Genomic DNA, 24,824 nt, shown 5'->3' with positions numbered 1-24,824 from the left:
CAGCAGCGGCGGGGGAAAGGCAGTCATGCTGGCCACACGGATTCAGCGCACGCCATAGAAATGCTCGACCAGCCGCTTGAACGCATCCAGTTCGGCATCGGTTTTCTCTTGCGACCAGCCCAGGTGGCCGGCCAGGCGTACGGCCGTCGCGGCCGCATCGTCCAGGCCGCGGTCGGCGTCCCAGACCCGGCCGACGCGCCGCGCCAGCTGATCCTCCAACGTGACGACATGCTGCGCCAGCGGATCTCCGGCCGATGAAGCCGGGGCCTGGACACCAGGCACGGGGGCGCCGCTGGCGGAACCGGGCCCCAGCCGGGCGGCCAGCGCCGCCACCAGGTCTTCGCCGGTCTTGCGGTGCGCGCCCAGCGAGCCGTTGGTCAGCGCATACGCGCCGGGCATGCCTTCGGCCGCCATGTCGTAGATTCGGCGTGATCGATGCCCCATCGGCAAGGCGGCATCGTAGGTCAGGGGACGCACGCCGGCCCAGGTCGAAACGATATCCTTGCGGCCCAGCCCCAAGGCCGGGAACAGATGGTTCACTTCGCCCAGCAGGAAAGCCACGTCATCGGCGTCGCAATAGACATCGTCCAGATCGCCCTCATACAGGGTCTCTGTCGGACCGAAGAAATGCAGGTCGCGCCACGGCATGCAATAGAAGGGCCGGTTCTTGCTGGACATGGCCGCGAAGCCCTGGCCGCGGCAGGCGGCGGGCAGGCGGAACACCAGATGCGCGCCCTTGGTGCCGGTGACCTTGCGCGTAACGGGCTGCCCATTCAACGCGTTGACCTTGTCGACCCAGGCCCCGCCCAGGTTCAGCACGCTACGCGCACGGACGCGCGCGGCGCCTCCGTCCATGGCATCGCTCAAGCCCACGGTCCAGCCGTTGTCTTCGAAAGCCAGCGACGTGGCAGGCGTGTAGTTGCGTGCCGTCGCGCCCAGGCGCTCAGCTTCGAATACCAGGTCCGCCACCACCCGTTCCGGCCAATCGAACTGATATTCCGTGTACGACGCGATACTGGCGATGCGCTCCGGCCGCGCCAGGAAGGACAGGAAGGGATTGCTCGCGCGGGCCTGCGCGGCGCTGCTGCGCTTGTAGTCCAGCGCCACCTTGCCGTCGGAGACCGCGCCGAGGATGCCGAAAGCCACGTCCACCATCCAGGGCTTGTAGGGACCGTCGGTGAACAACGGGTAATGCATGCGCAACGGCTTCAGTCCCGCCTTGTGCCCCCGCACCAGCTCGCTGCGCACCGCCATCGAGCGCTTGATGGTCTTGACGGCATCGAGGAAGCGGCCAGGGTGCTTCAACCATGTGGTAACCGGTCCGCCCGGCATCAGGTAGCGCAGGCCACAGTGCAGCAGGCGGCTGGACCGTGCGCTGGAGCCGGCGCCATAGTCGCCCTTGTCGACGATGAGGACACGATAGCCCGCGGCCACTGCCGCCTGGGCGGCAGCGGCGCCATTGATGCCGGCGCCGATGATGGCGATATCGAATTCGCGTCCGTCCAGGGACGGGAGCGTGGGGCGCATGATGACAGTCCTTCCTTACTTCTTCAGCGACGTCTTCTCGGTGATCAGCGGACCGTAGGACAACGAGCCCTGCAGGTCATAGCCGTAGTCCAGCGTATTGCGGCTTGCCCAGACGATCTTCTGCTCGAATAGCGGAATCGCGCAGACGGCGGCAACGATCTTTTCCTGCGCTTTTCTCCAGAGTTCCTTGCGCTTGGCCAGATCCAGTTCCAGCGCGGCGGCCTTGATCTCGGCGTCGGCGGCATCGCAGTGCGAGAAATTGGCGGCGGCGCCGGGCTGGCCCGGGCTGGCGCTGGAGAGGTAGAACTCCTTCAGGTAGTTGTCCGCGATGGGGAAGCGCGAGGACGCATAGATGACCAGGTCGCTCAGGTCCTTGCGGATCTGCTGGTGATAGGTCGCATGCTCCACCACGTCCATGTCCATGTTGATGTCGGCCTTCTTCAACTGGGCCTGCATGATCTGCGCCGGCCCCAGGGTGGCCGCGTTCTGCGTCTGGATCACCTTGAAGGTGAGCCCGTTGGCATAGCCGGCCTCCTTGAGCAGCGCCTTCGCCTTCTCGACGTCCGGCGGCGGCAGCTTGGCATCCAGGTCCGCGCCCAGGGTGGCCTTGGGAATCACCGTCGGCGATTCGGCCGCGACCAGCTTGCCCTTGTAGGCGACGATGCGGGCCGGGTCGATGGCATAGGCCACGGCCTGGCGCACGCGCAGGTCATTGAACGGCTTGCGCGACGTGTTCAGGTACGCCAACCCCTGGTAGGCCGGCTCGATGATATCCAGCTTGGTGTCGGCGCGGTCCTTCATGCGCTCGGCCCAGCGCTGGTCCTGGCGGCCATAGACCAGGTCCAGTTCGCCCGATTCGTAGGCAAGGTCGCGGCTGGCGTCCGAACGGATGTACCGGAACACGATCTGGTCGATTTTTGGCGCGCCGCGGAAGTACTGCCTGTTGGCCTTCAGCGTGACAGACTGGCTGGCCTGGTAACCCTCGAATTCAAAGGGACCGGTGCCTACCGGCTGCAGTCGGAAATTGTCGCCGCGCTGCTCGACCGCCTTCTTGCTGACGATGAAGCCGCCCTGGTAGCCGACCAGCAGATAAGGCAGGTCGGCCGATGGGGATTTCAGGGTAATGCGCACGGTATGCGGGTCGACAGCCTCGACCTTGTCGATATTGCTGAAGTCGGCCGCGAAGGTGGACGTCTTGGCATCGCGGGCGCGGTCCAGCGAGAAAACCACGTCGTCGGCGCCCATCTTGCCGAAACCGGCCTGGAACTGGACGTCGTCGCGCAGCGTGAACGTCCAGACCTTCTTGTCGGCGGACGCTTCCCATCTCCGCGCCAGGTCCGGCTCAATGTCTTCCAGCGATACCGAGCCCGGCTTGAACCGGGTCAGGCCGTTGTAGATCCATGGCATCAGGATCTTTTCCTGCGTGGCCGAGGCACGGTAGGGATCCAGCGTTGCCAGATCGGAAGCCGCCATGCCCACGTTGAGCACCTGGGCGGCATGGGCCTGGCCCGCGACCGGACCCAGCGAGGACACCCCCATCAGGGCGGTGAACAAAGCGGCCTGCTTGAAACGAGACAACGACATGACTTCCCCTTCTTGCTTGTAACCAGACAGAAAAATCAGGCGCTGGCCGGGCCCGGTCCGGCGGTCCCGGCCAGCGTCATGGAAGACGGCGGCGCGTGATCGACCAGGGGCGTCGCGGCCACCACCCAGATGACTTCGGCGCGTTCGGCGCCCGGGTTGCGCCAGCGGTGCGGCGCCTTGCTGTGATACCGGAAACTGTCTCCCGGATGCAGCGTGAAACTCTTGTCCTCGATCCAGAGTTCCAGCGTGCCGGTCAGCACCAGGCCGACCTGCTCGCCCCGCTCGATCGTGAACAACTCCTCGCCGGTGGAGCCGCCGGGCTCGATGAAAGCCCGGTAGACGTTGATGCCCGCCGAGGGCTGCGGGGTGATGATGACTTTCTCGATCCCCTTTTCCGGCGCCTTCAGCGACGGATGGCTGCCCGCGCGCGCCACGATCCCTTTTTCATCGACGGCGGGCGAGTCGCCGAACTCCAGCAGGGTCGAACTGGGAATCGCCAGCGCATCCGAAATAGCGCGCAGCATGCGAACCGAAGGCGAGCTGATGCCCCGTTCCACCTGGCTCAGCAACCCGACCGAGACCTGGCACATTTCCGCCAGCTTGGAAATCGACAGGCCCTGCTTCTTGCGGGCCTGACGTATCTGCTGGCCCAGCCAGAGATCGGCGACGCTGCGGGCTTCGTATGTTTGGGCGGGAGGCATGATGCTCCATCAAAAATGCAACAGCGCAGATTCTTCCACTGGTGATGGAATCACGCAAGTGAAAATTTCATATTGACGATTCTTTCATGCTGATGCACCATTCACAACCGTGTAGGGCCCGCCTCCGCGCCCACCGCCGTACACCCTCCGGTTCCCAAGCGGGTGCGGCCAAATCACAGGCAGGGCAGTCCGGTCGCCGGTCCGCCCTGCCGCCCCCCGGGGGCCGCGCCTGGCGCGGGAGGGGGTTCATTCAGGGGTCTCAATGTGTTCCTGTACGCGCTGAAGCGGCTGCTACTGGCCATTCCGACGCTGCTGGGCGTGCTCACCATCGTCTTCGTCATCGTCCGTATCGCCCCTGGCGACCCGGCCGTCGTCATCCTCGGTGAGAACGCGACGCGGCAGGCGATAGAGCAACTGCATGCCCAGCTGGGACTGGACGTGCCGATCTGGCAGCAATACCTGAACTTCATGGGCCAGGTGCTGACCGGCGACCTGGGCCGGTCCATGATCACCAACCGGCCCGTCCTGTCCGAAGTGTGGCGCGTGCTGCCCTACACCATCGAACTCACGGCGGCCTCCATCGTCATCGGCGTGGCCTTGGGCTTGCCGCTGGGCGTGGTCGCGGCGCGCTACCGCAACCGGGCCGCCGATTTCATCATCCGCTGCGTCTCGCTGCTGGGGTTGTCCTTCCCCGCTTTCATCTCGGCCATCCTTCTACTGCTGCTGTTTTCAATCCAGCTCAAGTGGCTGCCGGTCATCGGCGAAGCCAGCTATGCGGATCCCGGAAAACGGCTCGCCGCCCTTGTCCTCCCCGCGTTGAACCTGGGGTTGATCATGGTGGCGTACATCACCCGGGTCACGCGTTCGAGCATGCTCAACGTCATCGGCGAGGACTACATCCGCACCGCCCGGGCCAAGGGCGTGCCGGCGCGCTGGGTGATCTGGCGCCATACGCTGCGCAATGCGCTCATTCCCATCATCACGGTGATCGGCCTGTACCTGGGCGTGCTGATCGGCAACTCGGTGTTGACCGAAATCGTCTTCAACCGGCCAGGCCTGGGCAAGCTGATCGTCATCGCGCTGAACTCGCGCGACTATCCGACCCTGCAGGCCATGCTGGTGATCTACGCCTTCGTCATCGTGCTGGCCAACCTGCTCACCGATCTGATGTACGGCGTCATCGATCCCAAGGTACGCAACCAATGACCGCTATCGCCCTCTCCCGCGTTTCACCGATACGCCGGTTGGCGCGCCTGTGCTGGCGCCGCAAGGCCGCCAGTTTCGGTGCCTTCGTCACCTTGCTGGTCGTCCTCGCCGCCATCTTCGCGCCGCTGCTGACGCACCAGGATCCCAACGAACAGGACATCCTGGCGCAGCTGTCACCGCCGTCGGCCGAGCATTTCCTCGGCACCGACACGTTCGGACGCGACGTGTGGTCGCGCATCCTGTACGGCGCACGCGTATCGCTGGCCATCGGCGTGGCGTCCATCGCGGTGGCCATGGTGGTGGGCGGCCTGCTGGGTATCCTGGCCGGCTACCGGGGCGGACGCGTCGACCGCCTCATCATGTCGTGCATGGACATGCTGCTGTCCTTCCCCAGCCTGGTCATGGGCCTGCTGGTGGTGGCGGTGCTCGGGCCGTCCATGGGCAACCTGATCATCGCCATCGCCTTCACGGCCATCGCCCCTTTCGCCCGGATCGCCCGCGCGCCGACGCTGGCCATCAAGCAGCGCGATTTCATCGAAGCCGGACGCGCGCTGGGCTATTCCGACATGCGCCTGATGCTGCGCCACATCCTGCCAAATATCCTCGACGAAATCCTGGTCCTGGGATCCCTGTGGCTGGCCACCGCCATCCGTACCGAGGCCTCGCTCAGCTTCATCGGCCTTGGGGTGCGCCCGCCCACGGCCACCTGGGGCGGCATGATCCGCGACGGCTTCGAGAACATGCTGGACGCCCCATGGCTGGTGATCTTCCCCAGCATCGCCATCCTGGTCATCATGGTTGCGCTGAACCTGCTGGGCGACGGCCTGCGCGACGCCACCGATCCGAAACTGCGCAATGAGTGACTTCGACATGACTTCCGCCCCTCCCGTGCTCGCGGTCGAGAACCTCAGCACCGAGTTTCGCGTGCAGGGCCGGTGGCTGCCCGCCATCCGTGACCTCAGTTTCACCGTGGGGCGCAACGAAACGCTGGCCATCGTCGGCGAATCCGGCTGCGGCAAGAGCATTACCTCGCTATCGGTGATGCGTCTGATCCCCTCGGCCCAGGGCCGCGTCGCGCGCGGCAGCATCCGCCTCGACGGCGAGGAATTGCTCACCCGCCCGGAAGCGGAAATGGAGAAGATCCGCGGCAACCGCATGGCCATGATCTTCCAGGAGCCCATGACTTCGCTCAATCCTGTCATGACAGTGGGCAGCCAGATCGCCGAATCGCTGCGCTACCACCGCCAGGCATCCCGTGCCGACGCCCGCAAGCGCGCGCTGGAATTACTGGATTGGGTACGCATCCCCGCCGCCGCGAGCCGCTATGACGACTATCCGCACCAGTTCAGCGGCGGCATGCGGCAACGGGTCATGATCGCCATGGCCCTGGCTTGCGAACCGCAACTGCTACTGGCCGACGAACCCACCACGGCGCTGGACGTGACCATACAGGTGCAGATCCTGGCCTTGCTGGCCGACCTGAAGGCCAACCGCCAGATGGGCATGGTCTTCATCACGCATAATCTTGGCGTGGTGGCCTCCATCGCCGACCGCGTCGCCGTCATGTATGGCGGCCGCATCATCGAACAAGCCGACGTCAAATCGCTCTTCTCGCGTCCGACGCACCCCTATACCGAGGCCTTGCTGCGATCCATGCCTCGCGTGGATCGCCCGCGCGCCGACCTGCGCCCCATCCCGGGCCAGGTGCCCCCCATAACGATGGAAACGCCCGGTTGCCGGTATGTCGATCGCTGTCCGCTGGCCGAATCCCGCTGCCGCCAGGCCATGCCGCCCCTGGCCCCCGTGGCGGGCGACCCGAGCCACCTGGCGCGCTGCTGGGTCCGCGCGGAAACCACCTGTATGGAAGCCACCGCATGAATCGCCCGCTCCTCGAAGTCAAGAACCTGTCCAAGCACTTCGTCGTGAAGCAGGGATTCATGGGCGGCAAGAAGGCCGTATTGCATGCCGTGCACGACATATCCTTCCAGGTGGCCGAGGGCGAGGCCTTCGGCATCGTCGGGGAATCCGGTTGCGGCAAATCCACCGCCGGCCGCAGCTTGCTGCGCCTGGCCGAGCCCAGCGCCGGCCAGGTGCTGTACCAGGGCGAGAACATCGTCGATTTCGACGCCAACCGCCTGCGCGCGCTGCGCCGCGAGATCCAGATCATCTTCCAGGATCCCTATGCGTCGTTGAATCCGCGCATGACGATAGGCCAGACGCTGGCCGAGCCCATGCTGCTGCACGGGGTGGCCACCCGCGCCAACGTCAAGGAGAAGATCGAGGGCGCGCTCCTGGAGGTCGGCCTGCCCGCCCAGGCCATGCAGAAGTATCCCCACGAATTCTCCGGCGGCCAGCGCCAGCGCGTGGGGATCGCGCGCGCGCTGTCCTTGAATCCCAAGCTGATCGTGGCGGACGAGCCGGTATCGGCCTTGGACGTCTCCATCCAGGCGCAGGTATTGCTGCTGATGGAAGACTTGCAGCGCAAGCGGGGCCTGAGTTTCGTCTTCATCTCCCACGACCTGGGCGTGGTGCGGCATTTCTGCGACAACGTGGCGGTCATGTACCTGGGCCGCATCGTGGAAAAAGGCGGCGTCGATACCCTGTTCGAGGATCCTTTGCATCCGTACACCCAGGCACTGCGCGCGGCTTCGCCCGTGCCGGACCCCGGCAACCGGATCACCGTGGCCAAGATCGAGGGCGACATCGCGTCCCCCCTGAACCCGCCCACGGGCTGCCATTTCCACCCTCGCTGCCCCAAGGCCATGGATGTCTGCAAACGGGAATATCCTGTGTTGCGGCAAATCGAAGGGCGGGAAGTGGCGTGCCACCTGTACCCGCGGACACCGGCCTAGCGCTGACAGTCCCTCTCTCCTGTTCCCGCGGCAGCATCCTCCACGCATCGCTGAGCGGGCCCAACGTCAAGGTCATGCGAGCTGGCGGTACCGCCGTGGCCGGCATAATCTTCCGCCCCCACGGTACGCAGGCGCGACGCCCAGGCCATCGCCGCAGGGGCGCTCCTGCTCGGCGGTAAAGCGCCGGATGCCGACGGCGCCGTCGACCAGCGCGATCCCGAACGGGTATGCCGGCACCCCTGCAGCACTGCAGGGTGCTGCACAGCACTTCGCAGTCTGATGCGTGGATGGAGTGGGCGGTCCAGGCACGAGGGTTGCTTAGCTCATCGGGCGTGGCGCCATACCGCCCGAGTATCCAGGCGACCGGGAATGCCGAGGGGGCTTGCCGGTGACGCCTGATCAAAGGAGAACCCTATGAACAACTTCAAACCTGTTTTCGCTGCCGCCATTTTCGGCCTGAGCATGATGTCTTTCGGTGCCCATGCGCAGACGGCCACCACCACCAAGGACATCGACGCCCATTACAAGACGGAGCAAAAACGATGCGACGCCATGAAGGGCGACAGCAAGGACGTGTGCGAGCAACAAGCCAAGGCCGCACGCGACAAGGCCAAGGCCGACTTGAAGGAAAACAAGGAGCAGGCCGAAGCGAGCCGCGATGCCAACAAGACCAAGAACGACGCCGACTACAAGGTCGCCAAGGAAAAGTGCGACACGATGTCCGGTAATGCGAAGGACGCCTGCGTGGCCAATGCCAAGCGGCAATACAACAAGTAAGACTCACGCGTGAGCCGAGGCGGTTGCGGATCCTCCGCATCCGCCGTTTTTTACCAGGGTCCTGTTTTCCAGGGCTCCATTTCACCCGGAGATGACCATGGCTGACCACGTCGTCAAAGTACTGAACGAACTGATAGAAACGTCCAAGAACGGCGAAAAGGGCTTTGCCAAGGCCGCCGAAGACACCAAGAACACGGAGCTGAAGGCCCTCTTCGAAAGCCGCTCCCGTGATTGCGCATCGGGCGCGGCTGAGTTGCAGGCCATCGTGCGCCAGTTGGGCGGCGACCCCGCGACGGGCGGCAGTGTGGCTGGCGCCATGCACCGTGGATGGACCGAACTGAAGTCCACCGTCACCGGCCGCAGCGACACCGCCATTCTCGAGGAGTGCGAGCGCGGCGAAGACCACGCCAAGGAAAAATACACCGATGCGCTGAAGGGAGACCTGACACCGGAAGTTCGCGCGGTGGTGGAGCGGCAGTACCAGGGCGTCTTGCGCAACCACGATCAGATTCGTGAGCTGCGCAATCGGTTCAAGGCACAACAATAAAGGCTGGCCGGGCGGCGGGCCGATCGTATAATTCCGGCCATGCCGCCGCCGCGACGCGGGCGGCGTACTCCCTGAAAAGATCCGGAGACGCAGGTGCCCACGCGAGCAACTCCCAGTACGGCGAGCGCCAATATCCTGGCCCGTTCCGCTGATGTTTCCGCCCTCGTTCCAGCGCGGACCGCCCTGGTGGTCATGCACTACCAGACGGACATCCTGGCGCTGTTTCCAGCGGTCGCGCCCACACTGCTCTCCAATACGCGGGCGCTATGCGACGCCGCGCGGGCCAAGGGCGTCGGTGTCTACTTCGCGAAGATCCACTTCGGTCCCGGCTACCCGGAAGTCAGTCCCTTGAACAGGAACGGGCAAGGTATCAAACGGCTGGGCCTGTTCGTCGATGACAGGATCTCGCCCGAGCTGGGCCAGCAGCCCGATGAACCGACGATCATCGCCCACCGCGCCAGCGTGTTCTTCGGCACCGACCTGCAGTTGCGTCTTTCCGCGCAAGGCGTCGACACCCTGATCATGGTGGGTATCGCGTCGACGGGCGTCGTGCTGTCCTCGGTCGCCCATGCGAGCGATGCCGATTTCCGTTTGTACACCGTGAAGGATTGCTGCTACGACCCCGACCTGGTCGTGCACGAGCATCTTTTCTCGACGGCGTTCGACACCCGCAGCACCGTGCTCTCGCTGGACGAGGCCTTGCGGCTGCTCGCCTAGCTCTGCCGGCCTCGTGCTCGACCCACGGTCAATCCTTGTTCTTCTTGAAACCGTAGAACGTCCAGGATTCTATGTTGTCGTCGAAAGCAAACACGGGCGCCGTCTCGCACTTTCCCGATGGCAGCTCGCGGAAGGAAATAACACATTCCCGCAGGTTTACGCCATGCACCAGCTTCAACTTCTGGTAGGCGAGCGTGGGCCGACCCCAAGTCTTATCGGGGATATGCGACTGGCTAAGGAACAGGACATAGTCGAATTTCGGCTCCTGCCTTTCCCCACGGGCCATGTCGAACTTCGACTCCAAGGCCTGGTGCACCAGATCGGCAGCCATTCTCTCGTGGATCAATCTCCGCTCCGGTTTAACGACACTCCAAAGCTTGGCCCATCTTTCCCTGTCCATCGATTCCAGCATCTCGCACGACCCGTAGCGCTGGACGCCTGATCGCTCGCCGAGCAGAGTTTCATGGATGCCCCAGCTACCGAGATCGTCAGGACCGAACCTGGGTTTCTCGGCCAGTATCTTCCTGGCTTCTTCCGGACGCTTGCCATCGCAAATCGCGGCCTTGAGCAGGCATTCAAGCATCGAGATCTTCCCCGGCCTGGGAATGACGGTCCACCTGTCGCCCACCGAATAAGCCCGCAGATTGGGCAACTCCAGGGGAACTGCCTCCGTCCCGGCCGCGCCTGGGGGGAATGCGATATAGGGCGAGGGGCCTTCACCCTCACGCAAAGCGAATTGCGCGTGGACAACGGTCCGCGATGCGCTCTCGTTGGCCGCCGCTATCTCGATGGCCTTCCGCTCAGTGTACGCGGCGGGCCAGAACAGTTCGCCGCCACAACACGTCGTGGCGGCTCGCCCCGCGGCGGAAGCCGGAAAGCTCCTGAATGACAGGGCGGCGGCGCCCTCTCCTGTCGTGCCCCGCGCGTCGTGGCGTTGCGGCTCTCCGCGTTGGAACTCAGACTGGGGGACCGCACCATTTGTGTTGACATGCATCGCTCGGGTTTCCTTATCGGCGATCGAAGTCGAGATAGGTCACTCGCACCGCCTCCGGGTTCCACGTCCAGGCATGAGGGCGAACCGCCGGCCATACCCAGTCCCGGGTCTTCGATCTGCTGGAGCATCCCCGCGCTCCCTAGCTATCCCTGCGGGGCGACGACCGCGCCGCCCGTCAAATCTTCGAGCAATGCCGCGGCGTTTGATCACCTGCTCGCACGATCCACCTCGGGAAAAAGCTCCATTATTCTGCCCAGCGCGAATTCGGCGGCGGCTTTTCTCACGCCGTGGCGGCCACCGTCAAAACGGCGCGTTTCGGTGAAGACGGTGGGATGCGCATCGGCCGCGCCCTGCTTGAAGACCCAAGCAAAACATTGGGTCCCGGCCGGGATCTCGTCATCGACATTGTCCGTCACGCCGGTGTTGGCGATGGCCACGTTCGCCGGGCTGCGCCTGGCGGCGCCCAGCGCCATCGCGCGTGCAACTGCCTCGCTGGTCAGGTTATGCTTTTCCAGCAGGGATGGCTCCAGGCCCAGGCAGCGAACTTTCGCTTCGGGGGAATACACCACGAACGCGCAATCGAGCAGGCTGCCGGCCCCGGGAAGGTCGGCCATCGTCGAGGCGATCAACCCTGCCGTGCACGATTCGGCGGTGACGAGTGTCAATCCGTTCTGATTCATGAATCTGGCGGTCCGTTCGATTTGATTCATGCCGCACCTCGTGATTGGCAGTTGATCGTTCTCGCGCCCTCTGAAGGCGCAATAATCCTGAAAAGATCTTCAACGGGCCGTGGCAAGGTAGCTGTTGACCGCAAGCGGTGGCGCGTTGTCGTCAAATGGCGGCTTCGGGCCGAAGGACTCGATCACGCCAGGTGCGAAGATCAGGCAGTACGTTGATCCGCCGAACTGGAAGTATCCCAACTCGTCTCCTTTCTCCACGGCCTGGCCCGGGACCACGTCGATCACGCAGGACGACACTTCCGCCATGCCCACGAAGACGCAGGCGACCGCGCCTATCGACGCGTCATCCGCATCGATAACGATAATGGCGCGCGCCGCGACGGCCGTCGAATAGCCCTGGGAATCATTCAATCCGCCAGGGTCCTCGCCGTAGGCCTCGATATCGGAGTAATAGGTGCCGTCCACCAGGTAGGCGCGACGAATACGGCCGGCGACCGGCGCATGCCAGCGGTGGTAATTGCAGGCGCCCAGATAGGCCTGGTAGACGCTGCCACCGATGAATTCCCGCGCCAGGCTCGCCTCGCGTCCCGTGAAGATGTCCTCGAGCGAATATGGCTGCGATTTGATCCAGAACCTGTCCCGCAGCTGCGCGTCGTCGCGGATGCTGTATGGGGCGGCCTCGCAGGCGCTGACGATGGCCTTGGGGTTTTCTTTCTCATGAACGGGGCGTTGGCCAGCTTTCAGGCGCCGGGTAAAGAAGTCATTCCAGGATGCGAAGCCCCAATAAGGTTCCGACGGATTGCATATGAATTGCTCCATCCCGGTCTTGCGCAGCGCTTCGGGACTGAACCAGCCCGAAGGGGGATCGGCGTTAAGGTGCGCACGCGAGTGGGGACCGTCCAGGAAACCACACCAGACGTCGAGGACCCGCTTCAGGTGGCGATTGAAGACCGGATCGCGAAATACCGCGTAGCCGCCAGGCATGCACATGGGCCATTCGAGCAGGCCGTTAAGGGGAAGGATAATGGAGCTCGATTCGCTGAAGGGCGGAGCGTAGGTGGTCACATAGTCCATGACGACCATCAGGTCCTCGATGGATTCGTAGCCCAGGACATAGCCTTCCGCCAGCGCTTCCTCGATTGCGCGAGTCAGGTGCATGCGCAACACCGCATCGGCATTCACTGCCGCCTGGAATTCCTGGATGACCGTCGTCGGCTGGCAGCGTTGGGCCCGTTCCCGTGCAGCCGCCATCAACGTTTTCCTGAAGGCGCCGAGCGCGGCTTCCTTTTCCGGCAGCCAGCCGCCCAGCCGGCGCCGGGCCTGCCTGGGTTTTTGCGCTGATGCGGTCGATGCGATTGATGCCATACTCTGCTCCTGGTCTCGGACCTGGGCAGGCAGAGCAAGCGCTATGCCGTAAGAGGCTGACATATCTCCTACGCAAACTGCGCTTGAGGAGGGACCCGCGCAACGCCGCCTGCACCGACGAAGACACCTGGTGGCGACAGCGAGCATGGATGGTATCCATACATCGATACGATAGCCAGGATCGCAACACGCCAATCTCGTCGCCATGCCCTGCTGCGCCGGGTTTAAGATTCAAGAACTACCCCGCAGTACCTCCCGGGAGACGTCGTATGCCCTCGCTTTCCGACTTCATCCGAACCCATTCCGGGGTCCTGATCGATGACTGGGTCGCTTATGCCCTGGCGCTGAATGAGGGTCGAAGCAGACTGTCCGAACACGACCTACGGGATTCCGCTCCGGAGATCCTGGCTGCGCTCGAAGCGAACATGTGCCAATCACAAACAGCGCAACAAGCGATCGACAAGTCGCATGGCGAAAAACGAGCGTCTGATGAGCACTTCGATCGTGTCTGCCAATTGCATGCCCAGGACCGGCTGCGACAAGGGTTCGGGCTGAGCGATATCGTCGCGGAATTCCGCGCCCTGCGCGCGAGCGTAATGCGCCGCTGGCGCGCCAGCACCGATGCGGACGCACTCAGTATTGAGGAAATGGAGCGCTTTCATGAAGCAATCGACCAAGTACTCAGCGAGTCCGTGAAGGAGTATGTCGAGCAAGCGGAACGCGCGCGTAACCTCTTCGCCGGGATACTGGCGCACGATCTGCGCGCTCCGCTTGGGGTGATCGTCAATGCGGCCACGCTAATAGCGCGCACGAATGACACTCACCCGGAACTTACAAAGGCCGCCGGATTCATCCAGCGCAGTGCGGCAAGCATGAATGTGCTGATAGATGATCTGCTGGTGTTTGCCCGCACCCGGCTTGGCGACGAACTGCCCCTGGCCGCATCGCCCCAGAACATGGGAGAAATTTGCAGGGAGGTGGCGGAAGAAATGGGTTCCGTGCTTGACGGAAAAACCATCGATGTCACCACCTCCGGGAACCTGGATGGCGTATGGGACCGCGGCCGCATCGCCCAGCTCCTGGCCAATCTGCTTTCCAACGCCGCCCGGTACGGAAAGGGAAAGATCAGGCTCTCCGCCCACGAGCATGAAGAGACAATAGAGATCAATGTCGAGAATGCAGGTACGCCCATCCCGGCAGAGGCACTACCCACGATATTCGACCCGTTGACACGGATAAACGCGGTCACAGGGCATCGCGACATGGCGGCCGGAGCCGGCCTGGGTCTTTACATTTGCCGCTGCATTACGGTCGCGCACCAAGGGTCGATTACGGCCGAGTCGGATAAAGCGCGTACGAAATTCACTATCCGGTTGCCCCGGAGGTCGGACGCCGGCACGCTGGGCCCCGCCTGCCAGCCCCCGCCCTAGCAAACCTACGGCAATGCCGTATAATTGCGCCCCATCCCCGTTGCCCACCCCGGCGCGGCGGCCTGAACCAGGGTAGCGGCGGCATATCGCGCTGCCCGCAAATTTGATCGAGTCATGAAGAAAGCAGCCCCGCCGGCGCATCCCCCGCGGTGGCAGGCGTCGCATATCAGCGAAGCGCGCGGCCGCGTCGGTTTGCCGCAGGCGGATTTCGCGGCCTTGCTGGGGGTGAGTGTTCGCACCCTGCAGGATTGGGAGCAGGGGCGGCGCAATCCCTCCGGCGCGGCCAAGACGCTGCTGCAGGTGGCGATGCTACACCCCCAGACCCTGCGCGACCTGCCACGCTGGCATGCGGACGAGCCTGCCTGAATTTAAATGAGCCCGTCGGGCAGCTTCGCTGCACGACATTGAACGAAGACTCCGCGCACGGCGCCAGCTGCTACGCGACCTCACGGTGAAATAGATTGGAAATCCTGGAAAAATCCCGTCCCGGCGTGAACGCCGATAAAACGCCCGGCACCGCCCCGGCAGTCAGCGCCGGGGGCGGCAGCGGCGCCGGCAGCGGCAAGCACGGCGGTGAAGGCAGCGGCGGTAATGGTGGCCGGAACGATGGCCAAGGCGGCCGCACGCCCCGCGTGGGCTTCGTCAGCCTGGGCTGTCCGAAGGCGCTCGTCGACTCCGAGCGCATCCTCACGCAGCTGCGCACCGAGGGCTATGAAGTCACGCCGTCCTATGACGACGCCGATGTGGTGGTGGTCAATACCTGCGGCTTCATCGACAGCGCCAAGGCGGAGTCGCTGGACGCCATCGGCGAGGCCATCGCCGAGAACGGCAAGGTCATCGTGACGGGCTGCATGGGCGTGGAGGAGGCCGTCATACGCAACGTCCATCCCAGCGTGCTGGCCGTCACCGGCCCGCAGCAGTACGAGCAGGTGGTGCGCGCCGTGCATGACGCCGCGCCGCCCAAGGCCGACCACAATCCCTACCTGGACCTGGTGCCGCCCCAAGGCGTCAAGCTGACGCCACGCCACTATGCCTACCTGAAGATCTCCGAAGGCTGCAATCACCGCTGCAGCTTCTGCATCATCCCCTCCATGCGCGGGGACCTGGTCAGCCGGCCTGTGGGCGACGTGCTGAACGAGGCCGAGCGCCTGGTCAAGGCCGGCGTCAAGGAACTGCTGGTGATTTCGCAGGACACCAGCGCCTACGGCGTCGACGTCAAGTTCCGCAGCGGCTTCTGGAATGGGCGGCCGGTGAAGACCCGCATGACTGAACTGTGCGCGGCCCTGTCCGACCTGGGCGTGTGGACGCGCCTGCACTATGTCTACCCCTATCCGCACGTCGACGAGGTCATTCCGCTGATGGCCGAGGGCAAGATCCTGCCCTACCTGGACATCCCCTTCCAGCACGCCAGCCCGCGCGTGCTCAAGGCGATGAAGCGGCCGGCCTTCGAGGACAAGACACTGGCGCGCATCAAGCGCTGGCGCGAGACCTGTCCGGACCTGACGCTGCGGTCGACCTTCATCGTCGGTTTCCCCGGCGAAACCGAGGAAGACTTCCAATACCTGCTGGACTGGATGAGCGAAGCGCAGTTGGACCGCGTCGGCTGTTTCCAGTATTCGCCGGTGGAAGGCGCGCCGGCCAACGCCTTGGACGGACACGTGCCCGATGAAGTGAAGCAGGAACGCTGGGAGCGCTTCATGGCGCACCAGCAGGCCATTTCCGCCGCGCGCCTGCAAGCCAAGGTGGGCCGCGAGATCGACGTGCTGATCGACGAGGTCGACGAAGACGGCGCCGTCGGCCGCAGCAGCGCCGATGCGCCCGAGATCGACGGTAGCGTCTATCTGTCGTCGGACCGCGACCTGAAACCGGGCGACATGGTGCGCGCGGTGGTGACCGACGCGGACGAGTACGATCTTTGGGCCGATGAGATCGATACGACGGGTGCGTGAGCGGAGTCCATGCGACGGAGTACATGCGCCAGATCCGCGTCCAATAGCACAAACCCGCGCGCCGCGAATTTTCGCGGCGCGCGGGTTCTCCATCGCCTGGCGCGGGCTTAGCCCACCGGTTTAACCCAGAAAGTCCGCCAGGTCGTCGGCGTGTTCTTCCTCCACCGCCAGGATCTCTTCCAGCAGCCGGCGCGTGGTCGGGTCCTTTTGGCCGATGTAGGCCACCATCTGCTTGTAGCTGTCGATGGCGATGCGTTCGGCGATCAGGTTTTCCTTGATCATGTCCTCCAGCGTCGTCGCCTCGACATATTCCGAGTGGCTGAGCTTGCTGAGGTGGTCCGGATTCAGGTCGGGCTCGCCGCCCAGTTGCACGATGCGTTCAGCCAGGCTGTCGGCGTGCTGCTGTTCCTCCGTCGCATGCTCGGCGAATTCGGCGGCGACCGGCTCCGCGTTCATGCCGCGAGCCATGAAGAAATGGCGCTTGTAGCGCAGCACACAGACCATTTCCGTTGCCAGCGCCTCGTTGAGCAGCTTGAGCACGGTTTCACGATCCGCCTGGTAGCTGTCGGTCACCGCGCCATCCTCGATATCCTTGCGCGCCTTCTTCCGTATAGCCCCGACATCGATCTTGAAATCGCTTTTTCCGGCCGACTGAGTGGACATATCCATGGCGTACTCTCCTGATCGCGTTGCGGTGAATGGACGGCGCCTGGCGACGCCGTGCCCGCGGCATCCTCGGGTCAGCTCTCCTGTTGAGCAGGAGGCCCGCCCGGGCACCGCTTTGAGGAAGGCCCCTTCGCAAGCGCCATGCCCGGCCGTCGGCCGCCCCGGCGTGGGCGGCTGGAAATATGCGTAAACTACCTGGCTTGCCCCGGGCGCATACCGGCCCGGCCGGGCGGCCGTCCCCGCCGCCATGGGACCGGCCAGTGGGAAAAAAGGCGTTCCGCGCCCCTGCTGTCCTTCCCTCCGCATTTACGACGTATCCATGGCACTTGAAAATATTTGCGTGTACCTGGGCTCCAATTCGGGCCGTCAACCTGTGTATGTGGAAGAGGCCGCCGCATTCGGCCGTGAGCTCGCCAGCCGCGGCCTGGGCCTGGTCTATGGCGGCGCGCGCGCCGGCACCATGGGCGTGCTTGCCGACGCGGTCCTGGCAGCTGGCGGCCGCGTCATCGGCGTGATTCCCGAGTCTCTGGTGCAGAAGGAAATGGCCCATGCCGGTCTCACGGAACAACACATCGTCGGCTCCATGCACGAGCGCAAGACCATGATGGTCGAACGCGCCGACGGCTTCGTCGCCCTGCCCGGCGGCGCCGGCACGTTCGAGGAAATCTTCGAGACCTGGACCTGGGCGCAGCTGGGCATGCACAAGAAGCCCTGCGGCCTGCTCAACATCGCCGGGTTCTACGACAAGCTGGCCGAGTTTCTGGACCATGCGCGCGACGAAGCCTTCATGCGCCCCGAGCATCGCGCGATGCTGATGGTGGAAAGCGACCCCGGCAAGCTGCTGGACCGCTTCGCGCACTACACGGCGCCCACCGTTTCCAAATGGATCACCCGCGGAGAGCAGTGACACCATGACCCACCCGCAACCCACCAGCGAACAGCTGCTGCGCGATTACTTCCACGGCAAGGACGAGAACCGTCCTCTCTACATCGCGCGAGCCTTCGCGCCCGATGCGCGGCTGCGCATGATCCTGAAGACCCAGGCCATTGCTTTTCCGTCGGAAGTCGAAGGCGAACCCGGCATCGCCGACACGCTGGCGCGCAAGTTCGGCCAGACCTACGAAAACGTGTACACCTTCTACCTGGCGCGGCCCGCGGCCGGAGCACGGCTGGACCAGTTCGTGTGCGACTGGATGGTGGCGATGACGGACAAGGCCAGCGGCCAGGTGCGCGTGGGTTGCGGCAGCTACGACTGGCGCTTCCAGGCCGATCCGCACCGCGTGCGCGAATTGACCATCACCATCGACGCCATGGAAATGCTGCCAGCCGACGCGGCGGGCGCGGTATTCGACTGGATCACCGCCCTGCCCTATCCCTGGACCGACCGCGCCGCCATCGCGGCGGGCGCGCCCGCCCTGCCGGCCCTGCGTCCCGTGCTGGACTACCTCAACCGCGCCAGCCTGTAGATCATGAAAATCGACGCCGCCCACCGCATTGCCGACCTGGACACGCTGGCCACCCTGTACGGGCAGCCCAGTGTAGCGTCCCTGCTCAAGGAAACCTCTTACATCCACCCGCACTATCGGGCCTTCATCGAGGCCTCGCCCTTCATGGCGCTGGCCACCAGCGGCCCCGAAGGGCTGGATGTGTCGCCGCGCGGCGATCCCGCCGGCTTCGTCGCCATCGCCGACGACCACACCTTGCTGCTGCCCGACCGGCGCGGCAACAATCGCGTCGACAGCCTGCGCAACGTGATCGCCGATCCGCGCGTGGCGCTGCTATTCCTGGTGCCGGGCGTGGGCGAAACGCTGCGCGTCAATGGGCGCGCGGAAATCAGCGTGGCTCCCGACCTGCTGGCGCGCTTCGAGATGGACGGCAAGGCACCGCGCTCGGTCCTGGTGGTGCACGTGGAAACCGTCTTCTTCCAATGCTCGCGGGCCCTGGTGCGTTCGCGCTTGTGGGATCCGGCCATCCAGATCGATCGCAGCGCCCTGCCCAGCACGGGCAGGATCATCAGCGATATCGGCAAGAACGGCTTCGACGGCGAGGCCTATGACAAGGCCTTGCCGGAACGGGTCAAGCAGACCTTGTATTGACGAGCCGCGGCACGGGGGGGCGCCCGTCAGGGCTGCCAGCCGCGTATGAAGACGTCGACGGGCTGGCGCTTGCCGCCGGCCTTCTGCAATTCCAGCAGGCGCAGGATGCCATCGGCGGTCGCGATGTCCACGCCCTCCGGGCCCGCGTGCAATACCGTGCCGGGGGCGGTGTTGGCCGTGTCGGCCGGCATGGCGCGCGCGCGCCAGACCTTTACCGGATCATCCAGGCCGGGCAGGCGCGTGGTGGCGCCGGGCACGGGATTGAACGCGCGCACGCGGCGCGCCAGCAATGCCGCCGCCTGGGTGAAATCCAGCGCCGCCTCGGCCTTGTCCAGCTTGGCGGCATAGGTCACGCCATCTGGGGGCTGCGGCTCGCGCCGCAAGGTCGGCAAGCGCGCCAGGGCTTGCACGATGGCCTGCGCGCCGGCATCCGCCAGCGCGTCATGCAGTTCGGCCGCATTCTGTTCCGCGCCGATGGCGACGGGATGCACCAGCAGCATGTCGCCGGTGTCCAGTCCTTCATCCATCTGCATGATGGTCACGCCGGTACGTTCGTCACCCGCCTCGATGGCGCGCTGGATGGGCGCCGCGCCGCGCCAGCGCGGCAGCAGGCTGGCGTGGATATTCAGGCAACCCGCGGCCGGCAGTTGCAGCACCCAGGCAGGCAGGATCAGCCCATAGGCCGCCACCACCATCACGTCCGGCGCGGCGGCGAGCAATTGCTCGCGCGCTTGCGCGGCCTCTTCGGGATAGCGCCCGTCCAGCCGCAGGCTGCGCGGCTGCGCCACCGGTATGCCGGCGGCCAGCGCGGCCTGCTTGACGGGGCTGGGGGTAAGCTTGAGCCCGCGCCCCGCCGGGCGGTCGGGCTGGGTCAGGACCAGCGGGACTTCATGGCCGGCCGCCAGGATGGCGTCCAGCGCAAGACGGGCAAATTCCGGCGTGCCGGCAAAGACGACGCGCATCGTCAGGCCCGCAGCGCTTCGCGCTCGGCCTTGCGCAGCTTGGTCTTGATGCGATTCTGCTTGAGGAAGGACAGGTACTCGACAAAGACCTTGCCTTCCAGGTGATCCAGCTCGTGCTGCACGCACACCGCCAGCAGGCCGTCGGCTTCCTTCTCGTAGGGCTTGCCATCGATGTCCAGGGCCTTGAAGCGGATACGCGCGGCGCGCTCCACTTCGTCGTAGATCTCCGGCACGGACAGGCAGCCTTCCTCGTAGCGCTTGCGCTCTTCGCTCTTCCAGGTGATTTCCGGGTTGATCAGGACCAGCAGGTCGTTGCCTTCCTCGGATACGTCGATGGTCACCACGCGCTCGTGCACGTCGACCTGGGTCGCGGCCAGGCCCACGCCGGGCGCCGCGTACATGGTCTCGGCCATGTCGCGCACCAGCGTGCGGATGCGCTCGTCCACCTCGGCGACCGGCTTGGCCTTCTTGTGCAGACGCGGATCGGGGTAACGAAGGATATTCAGCAATGCCATGACGTATTCCTGCCGGGGGGGCGCCGCGGCAGGAGCAATGTAAGGGTGGGAATGTCGTAATGATAAATCAACAACGGGTTGATTTCTAATAGTTTTCGGCTAAGAAAGGAATATAGGGGACGTAAGGATGCGGTCCGGTGCAGCCGCGCGTTTCCGTCACGGGGGCGCCGTCGCTGGCCGAGGCGCATGCGACACTGCCGCATGCCCAGCCCCCACGACCCCACGGACCGCGCAGCCTGGCTACGGCTATCGCTGGAACCCGGCCTGAATCCCGCGGATGCCTACGCCTTGCTTGGCGGCGTGGGTTCGCCGCGGCACCTCTATGCGTACCCGGAGGCGGGACTGGCACGCTGGGTCCCCGGCCGGCTCGCTCGGCAACTGGCCGCGCCGCCCCCGGCAGCCCTCGCAGCGCGCATCGCGGCGGCCCTGGACTGGTGCGACCAGCCGGGCCATCATCTGCTCTGCCTGGGCGACCCGTCCTATCCCCGTAGCTTGCTTGACGTGGGCGATCCCCCATTGCTGCTGTATGTGCGGGGCGATCCCGCCCTGCTGGGCAGGCAGGCGCTGGCCATCGTGGGTTCGCGCAACGCCAGCCTCGACGGCCGCGACCACGCCCATGCCTTTGCCCGCCAGTTGGCGGCCCAGGGCTGGTGCGTGGTCAGCGGCATGGCGGCGGGCGTCGACGCGGCGGCCCACGAAGGCGCCCTGGCCGCGGGGGCGGCGGGCGGCGCCACGGTCGCCGTGCTGGGGACGGGCATCGATGTGGCGTACCCCGCCCATCACGCCGGCCTCGCGGACCGCATTGCACGCAGTGGCGCCGTGATCAGCGAATTTCCCTTGGGCACGCCGGCCCTGCCCCACCATTTTCCCCGCCGCAATCGCCTGGTGGCGGGGCTGGCGCGAGGCGTGCTGGTCGTGGAGGCAGCCAGCCGCAGCGGTTCGCTGATCACCGCGCGACTGGCCGGCGAATACGGCCGCGAAGTCTTCGCCATACCCGGGTCCATCCACTCGCCCTTGACGCGCGGCTGCCATGCCCTGATCCGCCAAGGTGCGAAACTCGTGGAAAGCGTCGAGGACATCACGGACGAGCTGGGCATGCCAGGGCAAGCGGCGAATGCCGTCCCGGCGGCTTCCGGCGGCGCAGGCAGGGGCGATGCGTCCCGGCAGGATGCAGGTGGGGCGCGGCGGACCGATGGCGATGGCGATGGCGATGGCGATGGCGATGGCGACGGCGATGGCGATGCCAATGCCAGTGCCAATGCCAACGCTGACGCCGATGATGGCGGCGATGCGTCAACGACCGCCGTGCTCGCCTGCATGAACCATGATCCCGTGCATAGGGAAACCTTGATGCAGCGAAGCGGCCTGTGCAGCGCCGACCTGGATGCCGCGCTGCTGCGGCTGGAATTGGCGGGACGGGTGGCGCATCGCGAAAGTGGGTACTTCCAACTCACCCCCGCCAGGCCCGCCGCCCGCCGCAAGGACTAAAATCCGCCCCAGGAGTCATACGAACAGAACCAAGAACAGGAATCGCCATGCCCTTCCCCGAACGCGTGAAAATCGTCGAGGTCTCGCCCCGCGACGGTCTGCAGAACGAAAAAGCCATCATCCCCACCGAGGTCAAGATCGAACTGGTGGACCGCCTCACGGCCGCGGGCTTTCCCAACGTCGAAGCGGCGTCTTTCGTATCGCCCAAGTGGGTGCCCCAGATGGCGGATGGCGCCGAAGTCATGGCGGGCATTGCGCGCAAGCCGGGCGTCATTTATTCGGTCCTGACACCCAACATGAAAGGTTTCGACGCGGCGCTGGCCGCCAAGGCCGACGAGGTCGTGATTTTCGGCGCCGCCAGCGAGGCGTTTTCGCAGAAGAACATCAACTGCTCCATCGCCGAATCGATCGCCCGCTTCGAACCCGTGGCCGAAGCCGCCAAGGCGGCCGGCTTGCGGCTGCGCGGATCGATCAGCACGGCGCTGGGCTGCCCTTACCAGGGCGAGGTACCGGTGTCCGCGGTGGTGGATGTCGCCCAGCGCTACCTGGCGCTGGGCTGCGACGAGATCGACGTCGCCGACACGATAGGCGTGGGCACGCCGGCACGCGTGCGCGAAGTCATGCGGGCCGTCACGGCCAAGGTGGACCCGGCGCGCGTATCCGGCCATTTCCACGATACCTATGGCCAGGCCGTCGCCAACATCCTGGCGGCGCTGGAGACCGGCATCGCCATTTTCCACACCTCGGTCGCGGGCCTGGGCGGCTGCCCCTATGCCAAGGGCGCCACCGGCAATGTGGCGACGGAAGACGTGCTGTACATGCTGCGCGGCCTGGGCATCGAAACCGGCATCGATTTCGATGCGGTGGTGGATACGGGGCAATGGATCTCCGGCCACCTGGACCGTAAATCCGCCAGCCGGGCGGGCAACGCGATGGCGGCCCGGCGCGCGGGTTGAGCGGCCGGCGCGGATCGCGGGAAGCACATCGCGTAAGCAAATTGCCTAAGTACAACGCTTACGTACAACGCTTACGTACAGCGCGGGAACCATCCAGGCTCTGCTGGTACTGAGGTCTATTTTGATTCCGGGTGGTTTCGTATTCCGGACGATATTGGTCCGGCGTTATTCCCCGCCCGAGCTTCAGAACCAACAATGTCATGCCCCACGGAAGGGTTTGGCGTTTTACCCAAGGAGCCTCGATGTCCGCCCCCCTCGCCTCGGTAGCCACCCAGCAATGGGACCGCTGTGGCCGCCCCTATACCGAATCCACGGACGAGCACTACCACGGACGGGACTGCTGGCCCCCAGGGCCCAAGATCCTGCCCGCTTCCACGTATGTAAGCACGGTCGACGACTCTTCCATCGTGGCCCTGGCCAACCGGGTGTACCTGGGCGAGAACGACGACACCTCGCCGTTCAAGATCGCCAAGGCCATGTGCGGCGTCGAAGCCAACCAGGGGCACTGCGACACCCTCAATATCTTCACCACCATGAAGCCCGGCCTGGTCTTCGAGGTCCCCACGCGGGACGCGATCGCGGGAACCACGGGTGTCGAGCGTTGGTATCGCGAGAAATTCCGGCAGCTGGCGAATGGGCAGCGATGGAATCGCGGCTCGATGGCGAAAGACGCTGCTCTCCGACTAACGCATGGAGAGGCCGGATGCCCGCCGCTGTGATGGCTGGCGAACCTTCCTAGCGTATCGGCAGGGCGTACATCAGGCCGCCCTTGTTCCATTGCGCGTTCAATCCGCGCTGGATTTTCAGCGGGCTGCCCTGGCCGACGTTGCGTTCGAAGCTTTCGCCGTAATTGCCGACCTGCTTGATGATGTTGTAGGCCCACTTGTCGTCCACCCCCATGTTCTTGCCCGCGCCCGGAATCACGCCCAGGATGCGCTGGATATTGGGGTTGTCGCTCTTGAGCTGCTGGTCCACGTTGGCCGACGTCACGCCATACTCTTCCGCCTCGATCATGGCCGACAGCGACCAGGACACGATATTGAGCCAGTTGTCGTCCCCCTGGCGCACGAACGGCCCCAGCGGTTCCTTCGAGATGATTTCCGGCAGCACCACGTAATCGTCCGGCTTCTGCAGCTTGGAGATGCGTATGGACGCCAAGCCCGAGGCATCCGTGCTGAAGACGTCGCAGCGTCCGGCCACGAAGGCGTTGACCACCTCGTTGAACTGGTCGATGACCACCGGCTTGTACTCGACCCTGTTGGCGCGCGCCCAGTCGGCCAGCGTGTTCTCGTTCGAGGTGCCCGCCTGCAGGCAGATGGTGGCGCCGTTCAGTTCCTTGGCGCTCTTGACGTTGAGCGACTTCGGCACCAGGAAGCCCTGGCCGTCGTAGAAATTGACGCCGGCATGGACCATGCCCAGGGCCGTGTCGCGCTGCTGCGTGACCGAGGTGTTGCGCGCCAGCACGTCCACCTCGCCGGATTGCAGGGCGGTGAAACGCTGTTGCGAATTCAGCGGCACGACCTTGAACTTGCTGGCGTCGCCAAACACCGTCGCGGCCACGGCGCGGCACAGGTCGACGTCCAGGCCTTTCCAGTTACCCTGGGCGTCCGGCGCCGAGAAGCCGGCGAAACCGGTGGTGGTGCCGCACAGCAGGGTGCCGCGGTGGCGCACCACGTCGAGGGTCTTGCCTTGTTCCGGGGCGGCCTGCGCCGCATGGGCGGCGCCGGCGAGGACGGCGGCGCCGATGAGGGCCTTGACGATACGCATGATGAGTCCTTTTATGCAATTCGGGCGGGGGGTCGGGCGATGAGC

General features: G+C 65.0%; 26 protein-coding genes. 16 read left to right on the top strand and 10 right to left on the bottom strand.

Features of this window, described 5'->3' with window-relative positions:
* Positions 1-42 precede the first annotated feature (42 nt).
* Genes C7R54_RS18530 through C7R54_RS18520 form a run of 3 tightly spaced genes read right to left on the bottom strand, consistent with a single transcriptional unit; the run spans position 43 to position 3,812 of the window.
* Complete coding sequence (locus C7R54_RS18530) at positions 43-1,527, bottom strand: FAD-dependent oxidoreductase (RefSeq protein ID WP_129151889.1); 1,485 nt, start codon at positions 1,525-1,527, stop codon at positions 43-45.
* 15 nt (positions 1,528-1,542) lie between these two features.
* Positions 1,543-3,111, bottom strand: coding sequence for an ABC transporter substrate-binding protein (locus tag C7R54_RS18525; protein WP_129151888.1), 1,569 nt, complete (start codon positions 3,109-3,111; stop codon positions 1,543-1,545).
* 35 nt (positions 3,112-3,146) lie between these two features.
* Positions 3,147-3,812, bottom strand: a complete 666-nt coding sequence (locus C7R54_RS18520) for a helix-turn-helix domain-containing protein (protein WP_129151887.1) — start codon at positions 3,810-3,812, stop codon at positions 3,147-3,149.
* Between the two features lie 264 nt (positions 3,813-4,076).
* Here C7R54_RS18520 and C7R54_RS18515 point away from each other — a divergent pair, with 264 nt between their 5' ends.
* The 7 genes from C7R54_RS18515 to C7R54_RS18485 all read left to right on the top strand — a co-directional run bounded on the left by C7R54_RS18515 (position 4,077) and on the right by C7R54_RS18485 (position 9,911).
* The gene (locus C7R54_RS18515; protein ID WP_129151886.1) at positions 4,077-5,018 is read left to right on the top strand and encodes an ABC transporter permease; all 942 of its coding nucleotides are present in this window, start codon (positions 4,077-4,079) and stop codon (positions 5,016-5,018) included.
* Positions 5,015-5,881 (top strand): ABC transporter permease, encoded by an 867-nt coding sequence (locus C7R54_RS18510; RefSeq protein WP_129151885.1) that lies wholly within the window; start codon positions 5,015-5,017, stop codon positions 5,879-5,881. Before C7R54_RS18515 ends, C7R54_RS18510 begins: the two co-directional genes overlap by 4 nt.
* Positions 5,882-5,888: 7 nt before the next feature.
* Positions 5,889-6,896: an ABC transporter ATP-binding protein gene (locus C7R54_RS18505; protein ID WP_129151884.1), complete on the top strand. Its 1,008-nt coding sequence runs from the start codon at positions 5,889-5,891 to the stop codon at positions 6,894-6,896.
* Positions 6,893-7,870 carry an ABC transporter ATP-binding protein gene (locus C7R54_RS18500; protein ID WP_129151883.1) on the top strand — a complete coding sequence of 326 codons (978 nt, stop codon included), beginning with the start codon at positions 6,893-6,895 and terminating at the stop codon, positions 7,868-7,870. Before C7R54_RS18505 ends, C7R54_RS18500 begins: the two co-directional genes overlap by 4 nt.
* Positions 7,871-8,284: 414 nt before the next feature.
* Entirely contained in the window at positions 8,285-8,647 is a 363-nt protein-coding gene (locus C7R54_RS18495) for a hypothetical protein (protein ID WP_129151882.1), read from the top strand.
* Between the two features lie 97 nt (positions 8,648-8,744).
* Complete coding sequence (locus C7R54_RS18490) at positions 8,745-9,194, top strand: PA2169 family four-helix-bundle protein (protein ID WP_129151881.1); 450 nt, start codon at positions 8,745-8,747, stop codon at positions 9,192-9,194.
* A 135-nt stretch (positions 9,195-9,329) separates the two neighbouring features.
* Complete coding sequence (locus C7R54_RS18485) at positions 9,330-9,911, top strand: cysteine hydrolase family protein (protein WP_275669701.1); 582 nt, start codon at positions 9,330-9,332, stop codon at positions 9,909-9,911.
* A 28-nt stretch (positions 9,912-9,939) separates the two neighbouring features.
* On the opposite strand, the gene C7R54_RS18480 is transcribed toward C7R54_RS18485, so the two are convergent.
* The 3 genes from C7R54_RS18480 to C7R54_RS18470 all read right to left on the bottom strand — a co-directional run bounded on the left by C7R54_RS18480 (position 9,940) and on the right by C7R54_RS18470 (position 12,950).
* Positions 9,940-10,905, bottom strand: a complete 966-nt coding sequence (locus C7R54_RS18480; RefSeq protein WP_129151880.1) for a hypothetical protein — start codon at positions 10,903-10,905, stop codon at positions 9,940-9,942.
* 206 nt (positions 10,906-11,111) lie between these two features.
* On the bottom strand, positions 11,112-11,615 hold the full coding sequence (locus C7R54_RS18475) for a CinA family protein (protein ID WP_129151879.1): 504 nt from the start codon (positions 11,613-11,615) through the stop codon (positions 11,112-11,114).
* A 69-nt stretch (positions 11,616-11,684) separates the two neighbouring features.
* Entirely contained in the window at positions 11,685-12,950 is a 1,266-nt protein-coding gene (locus C7R54_RS18470; protein ID WP_129151878.1) for a phosphatidylserine decarboxylase family protein, read from the bottom strand.
* A 269-nt stretch (positions 12,951-13,219) separates the two neighbouring features.
* On the opposite strand from C7R54_RS18470, the gene C7R54_RS18465 reads away from it, so the two are divergent.
* The 3 genes from C7R54_RS18465 to rimO all read left to right on the top strand — a co-directional run bounded on the left by C7R54_RS18465 (position 13,220) and on the right by rimO (position 16,329).
* On the top strand, positions 13,220-14,380 hold the full coding sequence (locus tag C7R54_RS18465) for a sensor histidine kinase (protein ID WP_129151877.1): 1,161 nt from the start codon (positions 13,220-13,222) through the stop codon (positions 14,378-14,380).
* A gap of 114 nt (positions 14,381-14,494) precedes the next feature.
* Positions 14,495-14,746: a helix-turn-helix domain-containing protein gene (locus C7R54_RS18460; RefSeq protein WP_129151876.1), complete on the top strand. Its 252-nt coding sequence runs from the start codon at positions 14,495-14,497 to the stop codon at positions 14,744-14,746.
* 266 nt (positions 14,747-15,012) lie between these two features.
* The gene (gene rimO, locus C7R54_RS18455; RefSeq protein WP_129152051.1) at positions 15,013-16,329 is read left to right on the top strand and encodes a 30S ribosomal protein S12 methylthiotransferase RimO; all 1,317 of its coding nucleotides are present in this window, start codon (positions 15,013-15,015) and stop codon (positions 16,327-16,329) included.
* 120 nt (positions 16,330-16,449) lie between these two features.
* Here rimO and C7R54_RS18450 read toward each other — a convergent pair whose 3' ends face one another.
* Positions 16,450-16,998 (bottom strand): ferritin-like domain-containing protein, encoded by a 549-nt coding sequence (locus C7R54_RS18450; protein WP_129151875.1) that lies wholly within the window; start codon positions 16,996-16,998, stop codon positions 16,450-16,452.
* Positions 16,999-17,314: 316 nt separating this feature from the next.
* On the opposite strand from C7R54_RS18450, the gene C7R54_RS18445 reads away from it, so the two are divergent.
* Genes C7R54_RS18445 through C7R54_RS18435 form a run of 3 tightly spaced genes read left to right on the top strand, consistent with a single transcriptional unit; the run spans position 17,315 to position 19,091 of the window.
* Positions 17,315-17,902, top strand: coding sequence for an LOG family protein (locus C7R54_RS18445; RefSeq protein ID WP_129151874.1), 588 nt, complete (start codon positions 17,315-17,317; stop codon positions 17,900-17,902).
* A gap of 4 nt (positions 17,903-17,906) precedes the next feature.
* On the top strand, positions 17,907-18,461 hold the full coding sequence (locus C7R54_RS18440; protein WP_129151873.1) for a hypothetical protein: 555 nt from the start codon (positions 17,907-17,909) through the stop codon (positions 18,459-18,461).
* Between the two features lie 3 nt (positions 18,462-18,464).
* Positions 18,465-19,091 (top strand): pyridoxamine 5'-phosphate oxidase family protein, encoded by a 627-nt coding sequence (locus tag C7R54_RS18435; protein ID WP_129151872.1) that lies wholly within the window; start codon positions 18,465-18,467, stop codon positions 19,089-19,091.
* A gap of 26 nt (positions 19,092-19,117) precedes the next feature.
* Here C7R54_RS18435 and fmt read toward each other — a convergent pair whose 3' ends face one another.
* Together fmt and def are read right to left on the bottom strand one after the other, a co-directional pair.
* Positions 19,118-20,053 carry a methionyl-tRNA formyltransferase gene (gene fmt, locus C7R54_RS18430; protein ID WP_129151871.1) on the bottom strand — a complete coding sequence of 312 codons (936 nt, stop codon included), beginning with the start codon at positions 20,051-20,053 and terminating at the stop codon, positions 19,118-19,120.
* Positions 20,054-20,055: 2 nt separating this feature from the next.
* A complete protein-coding gene (gene def / locus C7R54_RS18425) occupies positions 20,056-20,568 on the bottom strand; it encodes a peptide deformylase (RefSeq protein ID WP_129151870.1) in 513 nt (170 codons plus the stop codon).
* Between the two features lie 201 nt (positions 20,569-20,769).
* On the opposite strand from def, the gene dprA reads away from it, so the two are divergent.
* The 3 genes from dprA to C7R54_RS18410 all read left to right on the top strand — a co-directional run bounded on the left by dprA (position 20,770) and on the right by C7R54_RS18410 (position 23,731).
* Positions 20,770-22,056, top strand: coding sequence for a DNA-processing protein DprA (dprA, locus tag C7R54_RS18420; RefSeq protein ID WP_158021238.1), 1,287 nt, complete (start codon positions 20,770-20,772; stop codon positions 22,054-22,056).
* Between the two features lie 47 nt (positions 22,057-22,103).
* Entirely contained in the window at positions 22,104-23,012 is a 909-nt protein-coding gene (locus C7R54_RS18415) for a hydroxymethylglutaryl-CoA lyase (protein ID WP_129151869.1), read from the top strand.
* A 242-nt stretch (positions 23,013-23,254) separates the two neighbouring features.
* The gene (locus C7R54_RS18410) at positions 23,255-23,731 is read left to right on the top strand and encodes a hypothetical protein (RefSeq protein WP_129151868.1); all 477 of its coding nucleotides are present in this window, start codon (positions 23,255-23,257) and stop codon (positions 23,729-23,731) included.
* Between the two features lie 16 nt (positions 23,732-23,747).
* Here C7R54_RS18410 and C7R54_RS18405 read toward each other — a convergent pair whose 3' ends face one another.
* Entirely contained in the window at positions 23,748-24,779 is a 1,032-nt protein-coding gene (locus C7R54_RS18405; RefSeq protein WP_129151867.1) for an amino acid ABC transporter substrate-binding protein, read from the bottom strand.
* Positions 24,780-24,824 lie beyond the last annotated feature (45 nt).

This window comes from Achromobacter aloeverae (assembly GCF_004121055.1).
GTDB lineage: Bacteria > Pseudomonadota > Gammaproteobacteria > Burkholderiales > Burkholderiaceae_B > Bordetella_C > Bordetella_C aloeverae.
This window is presented reverse-complemented; position numbering and strand designations above follow the sequence as displayed.

Bases quoted from the DNA above. Each gene is read 5' to 3' on its own strand.
- C7R54_RS18530 (WP_129151889.1), bottom strand. From the start codon at position 1,527: ATGCGCCCCACGCTCCCGTCCCTGGACGGACGCGAATTCGATATCGCC.
- C7R54_RS18500 (WP_129151883.1), top strand. From the start codon at position 6,893: ATGAATCGCCCGCTCCTCGAAGTCAAGAACCTGTCCAAGCACTTCGTC.
- C7R54_RS18520 (WP_129151887.1), bottom strand. From the start codon at position 3,812: ATGCCTCCCGCCCAAACATACGAAGCCCGCAGCGTCGCCGATCTCTGG.
- fmt (WP_129151871.1), bottom strand. From the start codon at position 20,053: ATGCGCGTCGTCTTTGCCGGCACGCCGGAATTTGCCCGTCTTGCGCTG.
- C7R54_RS18410 (WP_129151868.1), top strand. From the start codon at position 23,255: ATGTCCGCCCCCCTCGCCTCGGTAGCCACCCAGCAATGGGACCGCTGT.
- C7R54_RS18505 (WP_129151884.1), top strand. From the start codon at position 5,889: ATGACTTCCGCCCCTCCCGTGCTCGCGGTCGAGAACCTCAGCACCGAG.
- C7R54_RS18450 (WP_129151875.1), bottom strand. From the start codon at position 16,998: ATGGATATGTCCACTCAGTCGGCCGGAAAAAGCGATTTCAAGATCGAT.
- C7R54_RS18405 (WP_129151867.1), bottom strand. From the start codon at position 24,779: ATGCGTATCGTCAAGGCCCTCATCGGCGCCGCCGTCCTCGCCGGCGCC.
- def (WP_129151870.1), bottom strand. From the start codon at position 20,568: ATGGCATTGCTGAATATCCTTCGTTACCCCGATCCGCGTCTGCACAAG.
- dprA (WP_158021238.1), top strand. From the start codon at position 20,770: ATGCCCAGCCCCCACGACCCCACGGACCGCGCAGCCTGGCTACGGCTA.
- C7R54_RS18445 (WP_129151874.1), top strand. From the start codon at position 17,315: ATGGCACTTGAAAATATTTGCGTGTACCTGGGCTCCAATTCGGGCCGT.
- C7R54_RS18480 (WP_129151880.1), bottom strand. From the start codon at position 10,905: ATGCATGTCAACACAAATGGTGCGGTCCCCCAGTCTGAGTTCCAACGC.
- C7R54_RS18460 (WP_129151876.1), top strand. From the start codon at position 14,495: ATGAAGAAAGCAGCCCCGCCGGCGCATCCCCCGCGGTGGCAGGCGTCG.
- C7R54_RS18440 (WP_129151873.1), top strand. From the start codon at position 17,907: ATGACCCACCCGCAACCCACCAGCGAACAGCTGCTGCGCGATTACTTC.
- C7R54_RS18525 (WP_129151888.1), bottom strand. From the start codon at position 3,111: ATGTCGTTGTCTCGTTTCAAGCAGGCCGCTTTGTTCACCGCCCTGATG.
- C7R54_RS18510 (WP_129151885.1), top strand. From the start codon at position 5,015: ATGACCGCTATCGCCCTCTCCCGCGTTTCACCGATACGCCGGTTGGCG.
- C7R54_RS18415 (WP_129151869.1), top strand. From the start codon at position 22,104: ATGCCCTTCCCCGAACGCGTGAAAATCGTCGAGGTCTCGCCCCGCGAC.
- C7R54_RS18475 (WP_129151879.1), bottom strand. From the start codon at position 11,615: ATGAATCAAATCGAACGGACCGCCAGATTCATGAATCAGAACGGATTG.
- C7R54_RS18495 (WP_129151882.1), top strand. From the start codon at position 8,285: ATGAACAACTTCAAACCTGTTTTCGCTGCCGCCATTTTCGGCCTGAGC.
- C7R54_RS18435 (WP_129151872.1), top strand. From the start codon at position 18,465: ATGAAAATCGACGCCGCCCACCGCATTGCCGACCTGGACACGCTGGCC.
- C7R54_RS18470 (WP_129151878.1), bottom strand. From the start codon at position 12,950: ATGGCATCAATCGCATCGACCGCATCAGCGCAAAAACCCAGGCAGGCC.
- C7R54_RS18465 (WP_129151877.1), top strand. From the start codon at position 13,220: ATGCCCTCGCTTTCCGACTTCATCCGAACCCATTCCGGGGTCCTGATC.
- C7R54_RS18490 (WP_129151881.1), top strand. From the start codon at position 8,745: ATGGCTGACCACGTCGTCAAAGTACTGAACGAACTGATAGAAACGTCC.